16 protein-coding genes are annotated in these 11,427 nt (G+C 71.0%); 5 read left to right on the top strand and 11 right to left on the bottom strand.

Annotated features, from left to right (window positions below):
- Positions 1 to 24: 24 nt before the first annotated feature.
- The 3 genes from AB3M90_RS07975 to AB3M90_RS07965 are packed head-to-tail and all read right to left on the bottom strand — an operon-like array spanning position 25 to position 2,099.
- Complete coding sequence (locus AB3M90_RS07975; protein ID WP_412951277.1) at positions 25 to 837, bottom strand: SDR family oxidoreductase; 813 nt, start codon at positions 835 to 837, stop codon at positions 25 to 27.
- Positions 838 to 855: 18 nt separating this feature from the next.
- Positions 856 to 1,059: a CDGSH iron-sulfur domain-containing protein gene (locus AB3M90_RS07970; RefSeq protein ID WP_412951276.1), complete on the bottom strand. Its 204-nt coding sequence runs from the start codon at positions 1,057 to 1,059 to the stop codon at positions 856 to 858.
- Positions 1,056 to 2,099, bottom strand: coding sequence for an iron-containing redox enzyme family protein (locus AB3M90_RS07965; protein WP_412951274.1), 1,044 nt, complete (start codon positions 2,097 to 2,099; stop codon positions 1,056 to 1,058). Before AB3M90_RS07965 ends, AB3M90_RS07970 begins: the two co-directional genes overlap by 4 nt.
- 134 nt (positions 2,100 to 2,233) lie before the next feature.
- Between AB3M90_RS07965 and AB3M90_RS07960 the strand changes: the two genes are divergently transcribed.
- Positions 2,234 to 2,920, top strand: coding sequence for a GntR family transcriptional regulator (locus tag AB3M90_RS07960; protein ID WP_412951273.1), 687 nt, complete (start codon positions 2,234 to 2,236; stop codon positions 2,918 to 2,920).
- On the opposite strand, the gene AB3M90_RS07955 is transcribed toward AB3M90_RS07960, so the two are convergent.
- Together AB3M90_RS07955 and AB3M90_RS07950 are read right to left on the bottom strand one after the other, a co-directional pair.
- Complete coding sequence (locus tag AB3M90_RS07955) at positions 2,896 to 3,942, bottom strand: DMT family transporter (protein WP_412951272.1); 1,047 nt, start codon at positions 3,940 to 3,942, stop codon at positions 2,896 to 2,898. The two genes, AB3M90_RS07960 and AB3M90_RS07955, sit on opposite strands and share 25 nt — an antisense overlap.
- A gap of 116 nt (positions 3,943 to 4,058) precedes the next feature.
- Positions 4,059 to 4,331 carry a hypothetical protein gene (locus AB3M90_RS07950; protein ID WP_412951271.1) on the bottom strand — a complete coding sequence of 91 codons (273 nt, stop codon included), beginning with the start codon at positions 4,329 to 4,331 and terminating at the stop codon, positions 4,059 to 4,061.
- A gap of 193 nt (positions 4,332 to 4,524) precedes the next feature.
- Between AB3M90_RS07950 and AB3M90_RS07945 the strand changes: the two genes are divergently transcribed.
- Positions 4,525 to 5,091: an NADPH-dependent FMN reductase gene (locus AB3M90_RS07945; RefSeq protein ID WP_412951270.1), complete on the top strand. Its 567-nt coding sequence runs from the start codon at positions 4,525 to 4,527 to the stop codon at positions 5,089 to 5,091.
- A gap of 119 nt (positions 5,092 to 5,210) precedes the next feature.
- Here the strand turns inward: AB3M90_RS07945 and AB3M90_RS07940 are convergent, their stop codons facing one another.
- The 3 genes from AB3M90_RS07940 to AB3M90_RS07930 form a co-directional block, all read right to left on the bottom strand.
- Positions 5,211 to 6,605 carry an MFS transporter gene (locus AB3M90_RS07940; RefSeq protein ID WP_412951268.1) on the bottom strand — a complete coding sequence of 465 codons (1,395 nt, stop codon included), beginning with the start codon at positions 6,603 to 6,605 and terminating at the stop codon, positions 5,211 to 5,213.
- Positions 6,606 to 6,708: 103 nt separating this feature from the next.
- On the bottom strand, positions 6,709 to 7,794 hold the full coding sequence (locus AB3M90_RS07935; RefSeq protein WP_412951267.1) for a carboxylate-amine ligase: 1,086 nt from the start codon (positions 7,792 to 7,794) through the stop codon (positions 6,709 to 6,711).
- A gap of 7 nt (positions 7,795 to 7,801) precedes the next feature.
- Entirely contained in the window at positions 7,802 to 8,068 is a 267-nt protein-coding gene (locus tag AB3M90_RS07930) for a DUF7218 family protein (RefSeq protein ID WP_412951266.1), read from the bottom strand.
- A 126-nt stretch (positions 8,069 to 8,194) separates the two neighbouring features.
- Between AB3M90_RS07930 and AB3M90_RS07925 the strand changes: the two genes are divergently transcribed.
- Positions 8,195 to 8,359 (top strand): hypothetical protein, encoded by a 165-nt coding sequence (locus tag AB3M90_RS07925; protein WP_412951265.1) that lies wholly within the window; start codon positions 8,195 to 8,197, stop codon positions 8,357 to 8,359.
- Between the two features lie 31 nt (positions 8,360 to 8,390).
- On the opposite strand, the gene AB3M90_RS07920 is transcribed toward AB3M90_RS07925, so the two are convergent.
- Positions 8,391 to 8,576 (bottom strand): CsbD family protein, encoded by a 186-nt coding sequence (locus tag AB3M90_RS07920; RefSeq protein WP_412951264.1) that lies wholly within the window; start codon positions 8,574 to 8,576, stop codon positions 8,391 to 8,393.
- Between the two features lie 191 nt (positions 8,577 to 8,767).
- Here AB3M90_RS07920 and AB3M90_RS16120 point away from each other — a divergent pair, with 191 nt between their 5' ends.
- Positions 8,768 to 9,166 (top strand): four-helix bundle copper-binding protein, encoded by a 399-nt coding sequence (locus tag AB3M90_RS16120; protein ID WP_489672173.1) that lies wholly within the window; start codon positions 8,768 to 8,770, stop codon positions 9,164 to 9,166.
- 70 nt (positions 9,167 to 9,236) lie between these two features.
- On the opposite strand, the gene AB3M90_RS07910 is transcribed toward AB3M90_RS16120, so the two are convergent.
- A complete protein-coding gene (locus AB3M90_RS07910) occupies positions 9,237 to 9,584 on the bottom strand; it encodes a hypothetical protein (RefSeq protein ID WP_412951261.1) in 348 nt (115 codons plus the stop codon).
- 297 nt (positions 9,585 to 9,881) lie between these two features.
- Here AB3M90_RS07910 and AB3M90_RS07905 point away from each other — a divergent pair, with 297 nt between their 5' ends.
- Positions 9,882 to 10,367, top strand: a complete 486-nt coding sequence (locus AB3M90_RS07905; RefSeq protein ID WP_412951260.1) for an FBP domain-containing protein — start codon at positions 9,882 to 9,884, stop codon at positions 10,365 to 10,367.
- Positions 10,368 to 10,392: 25 nt separating this feature from the next.
- Here the strand turns inward: AB3M90_RS07905 and AB3M90_RS07900 are convergent.
- Positions 10,393 to 11,427 (bottom strand): PaaX family transcriptional regulator (locus tag AB3M90_RS07900; protein WP_412951259.1); only part of this gene is annotated, 1,035 nt, incomplete at its 5' end.

Raw genomic sequence — 11,427 nt, 5'->3', positions numbered from 1 at the left:
GGGCCCCCGACGACCCCACGCACCTCAGACCGTGCGCCAGTCGTGCGCTTCGACGGCGACGCCCGCCTGCGGGCCCATCTGCAGCATCCCGCCGTCGATCACGACGGACGCACCCGAGACGTACCCTCCCTCCGGAGAGGCGAGGTACGCGATGAGAGCGGCCACCTCCCGCGCGTCGCCGGGGCGTCCGAGCGGGACGCCGGGGCGGTCTTCGTCGCGCGGATCGCTGTCGACCTGATCGGTCATGGGCGTCGCGATCTCGCCCGGTGCGACGCTGACCGCGCTGATGCCGTGAGCGCCCAGCTCCAGCGCGAGGTTCTTCATCAGACCGCTCAATCCGTGCTTGGCGGCGTCGTAGGCGGCCATGCCCACCATCGGCTGATGCGCGTGCACGCTGGTCACCGCGATGAGTCGTCCACCACGCCCGGCCGCCACCATCGCACGCGCCGCCCGCTGCAGGCACACGAACGCTCCGGTCAGATCGGTGTCGAGCACCGTGCGCCACTCGTCGAGGGGAAGGTCGAGGAACGGGGTGGTCGAGCCCATGCCCGCGTTGTTGACGAACACGTCGACGCCGCCGAGCACGTCGATGAGCCCGTCGACGACGCCTCCGCAGGCAGGGATGTCGGCGACGTCGAGGCGTGCGACGACGGCTCGGGCCCCGTGGCTGCGCACCTCCGCCGCCGTCTCCTCGGCCCCCTGCTCGTCGCTGTGCCACGTGATGCCGACGTCCATGCCGGCCGCGGCGAGGGCGACCGCCGCGGCGCGACCGATGCCCGAGTCGGCTCCGGTCACGATGGCGCGGCGGGGTTCGAGGTCGGTGCTTCTCTCCTGCATGATGCCTCCTGGATGTGGCTACTCGGTGCGGAAACCGGACGCCTTGTGCGTGCCGTCGCAGAACGGCTTGATGATCGACAGCCCGCAACGGCACAGCGCGACGGTGCGTCGCCGCGCTTCGATCAGCTCGCCGTCAGGGGTGCGCAGCTCGATCTCGCCGCGCACGAGCAGAGGGCCGTCCGGATAGGGGGTGATGGTCGTCGCCTCGTGCGCTCCGCTCATGACGCGACTCCCCGCCGGAGCGACGACGAACCCGCCGTCCATGCGTCGAGGACGTGACCGCCCATCCAGCCGTCGACCGTCAGGCACGCGGCCGCGCCGAACATGATGTCCTCGAGCAGCTCCGGGTGGTCCTCGGCGAGGCTGCCCGCCAGATCGCGGCCCGCGATCTGCTCGTGCACGGCATCCGCCTCGACGTGCTCGGCGAAGTACTCGGCGACCTGCTCGTCGAAGCCGAGGCGGCGCAGGCCGTCGGCGTAGAGCCGGCACGGGATCGACGAGGTCATCTCGTAGGCGGCGAGGTGGCCGACGATCGCGCCCACGAGTCGTCGGTTGAGCCCGAACATCGACATCATGTTGAACGACGCGAGCGTGATGGCCGGGATGTCGTCGACATAGGCGCCGTAGGTGTCGTCGAGACCCGCCGCCCGCATGGCGGCGGCGAAGAGCACCTGGTGCACCCGGTGCGGACGGCCCCCACCGTACTCGTCCGACTGGATCTCGACGAGCGCGGCCTTCGCGCGGCCCTCCAGACGAGGAATCGCCCACGAGTGCGGGTCGGCCTCGCGCAGCGTGTACACCGAGCGTTGGATCAGCATCTCCTCCGCCTGCTCACGCGTCGCCTTCTTCGCGATGTACCGCGACAGGCTCGGGCCCGTGTCGGCGGCGGCCAGGGCGAAAAGCGCGCGCCCGACCGCGTCGACCGAGGCCTCGGGCAGTTCGGGCACCGGAACGACTTCGCGGAGCGTGCGCTCGAAAGCGTCTTCCAGGATGCGCCGGGTCGTGATGAGGTGCGGATCCCACTCCAGCGTCTCGTCGAGTGCCGGAAGCGACCCGTACGCCGAGGCGTAGAGGAGGAAGAGGGCGAGCTGGACGTCGTCGTCGCGGAGCAGATCGCCGCTCGCGGCGACGGCCTCGACGGCGAGGGCCGAATGGTCGGCGTCGGCGCCGCTTCCGGTGAGGGCGCGGAGGATCGCATCGCTCAGCGGTCCACGCGGGGTGAAGGCGACGGCGGTGTCGGAGACGAGGGCGGATGCGGTCATGTTCAACGGGCTCCCATCGGATGCATGACCCGATGATCACCGGGGTGCCGGACCGCGGGAAGGGACTTGACGCGGACCCTCCCGCGCGGCAGGGTCGGCCGACCGTCGAGGCGTGCCGCCGTTACAGTGGGAGCATGGCGTCTCCGATCCCCCCGCGCAGGACGCTCGTCGACGAGGTGTACGACGCCGTGGCCGCCCTGCTCCTCGACGGCGACATCGCCCCCGGCGCGAAGGTCAACATCGAGAGCGTCGCACGCGACCTCGACGTCTCACCCACGCCGGTGCGCGAAGCGCTCGCCCGCCTCGAATCCGAGGGGCTCGTGGTCAAACGCGCCCTCCGCGGGTACACGTCGGCGTCGCTCCTCGACGCCGACGGGTTCGACGACCTCTTCCAGCTGCGTTTCCTGCTCGAGCCCGAGGCCGCGCGCCTGGCGGCGGAGAACCTCGTGGACGAGACGCTCCGCGGCCTGCGCGGACTGCTCGACGAGATGACGGCGCTCAGTGAGAGCGCGTCGCCGGGGACGGCGCGCTTCGCGGACTACCGGGCCTTCGCCGCACGGGATGCCGAGGTGCACCGCGTCATCGCCGAGGGGTCGGGCAACCGCCTGCTGGCCGATGCGATCGTGCGGCTGCGCCCGCACCTCCACCACTACCGGCTGCACTTCCAGCGCGGCGACGCGGTCGAGACGAACGCCGAGCACTCCGCCATCATCGCCGCGCTGGAGAAGCGCGACCCCGCGGCCGCCGAGGCCGCCATGCGCCGGCACCTGGAGTTCTCCCGCGCGCGGACGCTCGACTACCTGTTGACCGGCAGCATCTGACGCGAGCGCGTGCCGCGCGGAGGACGTGTCGTGCGCTGCGGGACCGCGGCGACGACGATCCCCACCAGAGCGAGTGCTCCGCCGACGACCTTGACGGCATCGACCGGCTCGCCGAGTGCGACCGCGAACGCGTATCCCAGCGCCGGCACCGCCCCGGTGGCCGTGCCCGACACCGCGGCCGGCACCCGCTCGGCGCCGTAGGTGAACAGGGCCATGGTGGGCCCGGTCACCACGAGGCCGAGGAACGCGACGGCCGCCCAGCCCTCCCCGGTCGACGGCCACGCGGCCGATCCGGTGGCCACCTCGAACAGCAGCCAGGGGGCGAGCAGCACCGCCCCCCAGACGGCTGTCGCGGTGGCGACGACCAGGGGGTCCGCGTCGGCGGCGGCATCCGTGGCGGCGGCATCCGTGGCGGCGGCATCCGTGGCGGTGGCGGCCGTGGCGGAGGTCGACGGACCCGATGGGATCTCGGGCGTCGATCCGGCGCGACGCAGCAGCACCGTGTAGAGCGCATACGACGCGAGTCCGGCGACGATGAGCGCGGCGCCCGTTCCGAGGTCAACGGCGCCGACGGCTGAGACCACGATTCCTGCGGTGGTCAGCGTCAGGCCCATGAGCACGCGTCGGGTCATCCGCTCGCCGAGGAGCCGCCAGGCGATCAGCGCCGTCAGCACCGGGAGCGACGCCGACATGAGCGACGCCGTACCGGCCGTTGTCTGCGTGAGGCCGATGTTGCTGGGCAGGGAGAACAGCGCGACGCCCGTGAGAGCGAGCACGATCGTGCGCGGGCGGCGGAGCGCTCGCAGCACTGCGGCGACGCGGGGTCGTGCGCCGAGGAGGATGAGCACGAGCAGAGGCGGAACGGCGAGCACCAGGCGCAGCTCCGACAGCACGGCGGGCGAGGCCGTCACCAGAGCGATCGCGCTCAGACCGTAGGTCGTCGACCACAGCACCACCGAGAGGAGCACCGCCGCGACGGGCAGCGCAGCGCCGGAGACCGACGACGATCCGTCGCTCGTCACTGCACCTCCCGCGCGTCATCCGCGAACCGACGGAGCCGGTCGCGACGGATACACGCTAGCCGCGGTCGGCGGCGAGCGGTCGAGTGTGACCCTGCGTTCCGTCGGCGCCCGTGGGCTCAGTCCTCGCCGTCGTCGACGCTCATGTCGGGATCGGTGTTGGTCTCCGCGTCGAGAAGCTCGGGCTCGCCGTCGTCGTCGGGACCGGCGGGCGCGGCGGGCGGGTCTTCGGCGAGCTCGCCACGGCGGTCACCGCCGTACTGCACGGCATCCGGTGCGGCCGGGTCGTCGATGGCCGGGTCGTCGGCCGTGAAGGACTTCTCGCCCTCCGGCGTCGCGGCGGCCGCGTCGAAGGGGCCCTTGTCCTGAGGGTAGGGGCTGGGGTCGGTCACGATGCTTCCTTCCTGATCGGTGCCGGGGAATGCCCAGGATGACGGATGCCGCCGCGCGGCGCCCTCCCGTTGACACGGGGATGCCCGTGTGATGAGGCCCGGGCTCGACATCTCCGGTGGCGGGAATGCGAGCGGTCGCCCGGGCGTTCAGGTTCTATGCACGTGCATGGACCATCGAAAGGATCTCACCCGTATGACCACGTACACCGTCGGCTTCCTCGTCGGCAGCATCTCCTCGACCTCGATCAACCGCCGCCTGTCGAAGGCGCTGGTGAAGCTCGCGCCGCAGGCCGAACTGAACCTCGTCGAGATCCCGATCGCCGACCTGCCGTTCTACTCGGCCGACCGAGATCAGGACATTCCGGCCGAAGCCGCCGAGTTCAAGAAGGCCGTCGAAGGGTCGGACGCGGTCATCATCGTCACACCCGAGTACAACCGGTCGGTTCCCGGAGTGCTGAAGAACGCGCTCGACACGGCGAGCCGCCCCTGGGGGCAGAACAGCTTCGCCGGCAAGCCGTCGGCCGTCATCGGGGGATCCATCGGACCGATCGGCACCGCTGTCGCGCAGCAGCACCTGCGCTCGATCCTGTCGTTCCTCGCATCGCCCGAGCTCTCGCAGCCCGAGGCGTACATCCACATGCGCGAGGGCCTCGTCACCGAAGACGGCGACGTCACCGACGACTCGACCACGGAGTTCCTCGTGTCGTGGCTGAAGGCCGTGCACACGCACATCGCGAAGACGCTCAGCCCCGTCAGCTGAACCCTCGCGCGGGTCGCGCGTCCGCTCCCACCATGCGGGTCGCGCGCCCGCGCCGCTCTCGTGATGATCGCGCGCCCCGCGCTCCCGAGACCCCGTGCGACGCGGGGCCCACCCAGCGCTCAGGGGTGCGCGTCGGCGGCGGGCTCGGGCGCGGCGGCCGGCTCGGCAGGGTTGCGACGGATGCCGATCCACGACACGACCCCGCCCAGCACGAGCAGCGCCGCCGTGACCCAGGCCGCGCTGTGGAAGCCGTCGAGGTCGAGCGCCCCGCCGACGATGGTCGAGAGCATCGCGATCACGAGCAGTCCCGCGACTCGGGCGACCGCGTTGTTCACCGCCGAGGCGATACCCGAACGCCGCTCGTCGATCGCTCCCAGGATCGCCGCCGTGAGTGGGGCCACCGTGAGCGACAGTCCGAGTCCCATCACGATCATGGCGGGCAGAACCTGCCACCAGTAGTCGAACTCGGTGCCCACTGTCAGCAGCATCAGCGCTCCCGCGGCCATCACCAGCGGACCGACGGTCATGAAGATGCGCGGACCCCACCGGCCCGCCCATGCGCCCGCCCGCGAGCTGACGAGGATCATCAGGATCGTCATGGGCAGGCTCGCGAGGCCCGCCGCGGTGGCGCTGAGACCGGCGCCCTGCTGCAGGTAGACGCCGACGACGAAGCCGTTCAGCGACAGCGCCGCATACACGAAAAGCGTCGCGAGGTTGCCCCAGCCGAAGTCGCGAACACGGAAGAGGCTGAGCGGCATGAGCGGGGTGGCCGAGGTGCGCTGCCGCAGCAGGAAGAGGGCGAACAGCACCGCCCCGCCGACGGCCGGCGCCCAGATCGCCGGCGACCCCCACCCGAGGTTGGGCTGCTCGATCAGGGCGAAGACCACGGCGCCGAGGCCGACGGCGCACAGCGCGCCGCTCCACCAGTCGACGCGCACCCCGCGCTCGCGCTCGGGTAGATGCAGCCGGCTCAGCAGCAGAAGGGTGACCGCGATCGGCAGCACATTGATGAGGAACACGAACCGCCACGACAGGAAGTCGACGAAGAGCCCGCCGAGCAGGGGGCCGACCAGTTGCGCTCCGGTGGTGAACGCGGTCCAGACGCCGATGGCCCGTGCCTGCACGTCGGCGCGCATGGTGGCGGTGATGAGGGCGAGGGAACTGGGCACCAGCAGCGCGCCCGCCGCACCCTGCGCCGCCCGCGCGATGATCAGCGTGAGGGGATCGAACGCCGCGGCGACCGCGATGGATGCCACGCCGAAGGCGATCAGGCCGATGCGCATCACGAGCACGCGACCGTAGGCGTCTGACAGCGATCCCGCGAGCAGGATCAGTGCGCTGAGGGTGATGAGGTAGGCGTCGACCACCCACTGCTGCGTCGTGATGCCCCCGCCGATCTCTCGGCTGATGGCGGGCAATGCGACGTTGACGACGGTGCCGTCGAGGAAGGTCACGAACGACGCGAGCACGGCGATCGAGATCACGAGCCGCTGAAGAGGGGCGAAGGATGCCACAGGCCGAGACTACTCCCGGCCGCAGACACCGGGGCCCGATTCGCCCCCGCCGGCAGACGCCGGGGCCGGACTCAGGCCGCCGCCGGCAGACGCCGGGCCCGACTCAGGCCGCCGGGGCGGGCGCTGCCGCACCCTCCGCCCGCAGCAGACCCGCGAGAGCCGGCATCCCTCCCGCGGCGAGGGCGCGGCGTTGGCGTGCGGCTCCCGTGCCGGTCGTGCGGATGCGATCCAGTCCGTCGCGCACGTAGTCCTCGTCGCCGAACTGCTGCAGGACGGGGGTCGCGGCGTCCAGCATCCGCTCCGCCACCTGCCAGGCGTCGGCGACCTCGCCGGTGGTGGGGTCGATGATCCGCGCCTCCATCCCGCTGCGCGCGGCCGACCACAGCGACGCGTCGATGCCGTCGAGGGGGTCGTCCGTCGCGGGATCCGCGTCGTTCAGCACCAGCGCCCGGCTCAGAAGGGCGGCGAGCACGGCATCCTCCGCCGTCAGCTGGGTGTCGAACACCCGCACCTCGACGGTGGGGAAGCGCTCCGACAGCCGCACGTCCCATCCGATCGAGCTCGCTTCGCCGATCGTGCCCAGGTCGAGGAGTTGATGCACATGCCGGCGGTAATCCTCGACGTCGTGGAAGCGCGGCGGGCACCAGCCGGTCGGGAGGCGGCGGATCAGGATGCTGCGCCAGCTCGCGAAGCCCGCATCGACGCCGCCGGCGAAGGGGCTGTTGACGGTGAGGGCGAGGAGCACCGGAAGCCAGCCGCGCACACGGTTGAGCGCACGCACGCGCTCGTCGTCGTCGTGCACCTCGACGTGCACGTGCAGGCCGTTCACCTCGTGCTCGCGGGTCAGGTGCGCCAGCCTCGCCGACACGTCGTCGTAGTGCGGCGACGGCGAGATCAGAGGCGACCGGGTGGTCGCGAAGGGCGCGCCGACGGCGGCGGCGATGGCCCCGTGCCCCTGCGTCTGCGCGGCGATGAAGCCGCGGAGGTCGCGAAGCTGCGACTCCGCGTCGGCATGCGAGGACAGCGGATCGGTGATGCACTCCAGCTGCGACGCCAGATACTCGGTCGTCACCCGGCCGATGTCGCGGGGACGAGTCAGACGCGCACGCGTCTCGGGGGAGAGGGACAGAGGCACGAGAGAGGCCTCGTCGAGGAAGAGGAACTCCTCCTCGACACCGAAACGCGTCACCCGCGCCTCAGTGGTTCCGCAGGGCGGAGATGAGCTCGGACTTGCGCTTGCGGCTGTAGCCCGTCAGCCCGATCTCCTTCGCGCGCTTCTTCAGCTCGGGGACCGTCCAGTCGTCGTAGTCGCCGTGCTTTCCGCCGCGTCGACCGACGGTGCTGCGTCCGTCACGAGCGGCTGCGTTCGAGATGCGTGCCGCCTTCTCCTTCGAGGCTCCGTCGTCGCGGAGCTCTTCGTACAGCTCGGGATCTTTGAGCGAGTTGTTCCGACGACCGGGCATGATTCGACCTCCTCATCGTTTGGCACCTGAGAGGTACCTGAGTCAAGCCCCTGTGCGGGCTGGATGAACTGCGGCTAGTTTTATCGGCTGACACGGGCGCACTGAGCCCCGGCGAAAGGAAATCTGATGAACATCCTGTTGATCATCGTCATCGTGATCGCGATCATCCTCGCCATCACCGGCGGCCTCGTGCAGTCACTCCAGTTCCTGCTCTGGGTGGGACTCGTCCTCCTGGCGATCGCCGTGATCGCGTGGCTGATCCGATCCATCAGCGGCAACCGACGGGCGTGACCTGACAGTGAGGCCCGCCCGCCGGCGGGCCTCACTTGTCGAAAGCGGTCTTGGCCGCGTCCTTGACGTTCTCGCCCGCCTGCTTGGCGGACGCCTTGACCTGGTCGCCCTTGCCTTCGGCCTCGAGGCGCTCGTTGTCGGTGGCCTTGCCGATGCCTTCCTTCGCCTTGCCCATGGCCTTCTCGGCGGAGTTCTTGATGTCGTCTGCGGCACTCATGTGCGGCTCCTCTCCTTGACGGATCGATAACACCCCATACCCTCGCAAACGACGCCGTGCGGGGCTACGGGATTGACAATCGCCCGGTGCCGTGTCAACGATCCACCCCCGTCGACGTTCGCGCGATCTGCGACTAGCCTGGCGCCAGGCGGGTGTCCTGCCCGCTGTCTCCGACGAGGAAGCGGTGTGCGATGGACTCGATGATGATGGGCGCCATGTCGAAGAGCATGGAGTCGATGCCCGACATGGCGATGATGGACATGTCGGTCATGCAGGCATGCATGGACGCCTGCGCCGCCTGCGAGCAGGCCTGCACGGTGTGCTCGACCCAGCTGATGGACTGTGCGCCGGCGTGCATGAACTGCGCCGACATGTGCCACACGATGATGCGGTCGATGATGCGGATGCAGGGGATGACCCCCGCGACCATGACGGCGATGCTCGACGCGTGCATCGCCATGTGCCGGCAGTGCATGGACGACTGCCTACGGCACGCCGATCACAGCGACATCTGCCGGATGTGCGCGCAGGCGTGCGAAGCGTGTATGCAGGCGTGCATGGCCATGAAGGACATGATGGCGGCCGCCTGACGCGGACCCTCGTCGCCCCGCGATGAGCCGCGGACGCCCCGCGAGGAGCACAGCGACGAGACGAGAAGCCTCACACCGCGGCGACGTTGAACTGCGTGCGCCCGACTGCGAGCACGCCGTAGCGCGCGTGCAGCGCCACGGGCGTCCCGACAGGAGCCTCGAGCGCTGCCCCCGACCCGTTCCACAGCGCGTGGGCGGCGCCGTCGAGCGTGCGCACCTGGATGTCGCCGGTCGCGGCATCCGCCGTCTCGACGATGCCGTCGATCCAGTCGGCCGGCGTCGCCGACGCGATGCGCGCCTGGATCAGGTGCAGCGCATGCCCGGGCGCGATCGAGGAGCACCGGCCGCCCTGCCGGCACATGCACGCCGCACGCTCACGCACCGGGAGGGGCGACAGGCGGTTCAGCGGCGTGGACACGGGGACTCCTTCGGGATCGGACGATCCGGCAAGCGTAGATCGCGCGTGACCGATCGGTGCGCAGGGCCGACACGGGGCGAAACAAACGGGTGTAGGCTCGCCGGGTGCTGTCGTCGATGTGCGCCGTTCCGGCGCAGAGGGGAGCCGCAGGCGCGCTCAGCGCCGCGGACAGAGGCTGAGGTCGAGCCGGAGGCGGCGTCCGTCTCCGGTGCTTCGTCGCACCCGGCGCCCGTCGCCGGGAACCCCTCACCCGATCGATCCGCCCCGCGGGGCGACCATTCCGAAAGCACGACGACCATGCGTCCCATCGACGAGCGCGCCATCCGCGCCTCCTTCCGCAACGCCTCCCGCAAAGAGGTCTCCGACCTGACCCTCCCGCCCGGCTTCGCCGACATCGACTTCGACCGGATCGACTTCCTCGGCTGGACCGACCCGAAGATGCCTCGCCGCGCCTACGTCGTGACCTGGATCGACGACGTCGCAGTCGGTGTCGTCCTTCAGCGCGCGGAGCAGCGCGTGATCGCACGCGCCCAATGCTCCTGGTGCGAAGACGTCACGCTCCGCAACGACGTGCAGCTGTACGTCGCGCGCAAGGCCGGTGCTGCCGGACGCAAGGGCGACACGGTCGGCATCCTCACGTGCGCCGAGTTCGGCTGCTCGCGCACGGTGCGGATGCTGCCGCCGCTGGCGTACCAGGGCTACGACCGTGAGCTGGCGAGGGATCTGCGCATCGTCCGGCTCCAAGAGCATGTGGCCGGTTTCCTGCGCGAGGTGGCCGGGTAGCCGTCGGCGCTGCCGCGGCGCTCGATCACCGTGGTCGCCGCGACGAGGTGACCGCGCGCACATGCGCCCCGGCAGGCGCAGCCAGCCGACCCGAGAGCCGCGCGAACTCCTCGAAGCTGCGCCGGCCGGGCCAGTCGTCGGGCAGCATCGACGGCGGCAGGCCGGGGTCGGTGTAGGGCAGCACGCGCCAGCGGTCGATGAGGTGCACATAGGCGGCGAACGGCTCGGCGGGCAGCGTGTCGAGCGACGACTGGAACGTCCGGTGCTCGGCCTCCAGCCGGTCGAGATCCCACCAGTCCGCGGCGGCCTCGACGAGCGACCCCGCGGGCGCGGGGGCCGATGCCTGGAACAGGGTCGCCCACGCCCGCGCGTCGAGCTCGTCGAGGATCAGCTCGACCTCGCCCTGCAGATGCCCCGGGCAGATCCACAGAGCGGGCGACACCGTCCCCGCCCCGATCCATTGCAGACGGCGGCGCAGTTGATGACGGATGCTGCGGGCACTCTCCGGAATCGAGAACGACACGAGGCACCACGGGTCGGCGTCCGTCATCTCGCGCATGGCGAAGATGCGGCGGTCGCCGAGCTCCAGCATCCGCTCGGCCGCCGGGTTCAGCCGGTACCCGGCGGCGTCTCGGCGTTCGGCGAGCAGCAGACCCCTCTGCTTCAGGCGGGTGATGCCGGTGCGCGCCGGAGCGTCGGGGATGCCGAGGTCGCCGGCGAGAGCGACGAGGTCGGCGGTCGAGATCCACCCGCCGGACGGCCGCAGGAACAGGCCCACGACGGTGCGCAGGAGGGATGCCGTGCTGCCGGGGCGCGCGTCGATGTCGTCGAGCACCTGGGTCCCTGAGCCTGTCGAAGGGCCCGTACGTTGGGTCCCTGAGCCTGTCGAAGGGCCCGCCCCCGCCCGTTGGGTCCCTGAGCCTGTCGAAGGGCCCGCCCCCGCCCGTTGGGTCCCTGAGCCTGTCGAAGGGCCCGCCCCCGCCCGTTGGGTCCCTGAGCCTGTCGAAGGGCCCGCCCCCGCCCGTTGGGTCCCTGAGCCTGTCGAAGGGCCCGCCCCCGC

Origin of the sequence: Microbacterium martis, from assembly GCF_047246685.1 — a bacterium.
In the GTDB taxonomy this organism is placed as follows: Bacteria; Actinomycetota; Actinomycetes; order Actinomycetales; family Microbacteriaceae; genus Microbacterium.
This window is presented reverse-complemented; position numbering and strand designations above follow the sequence as displayed.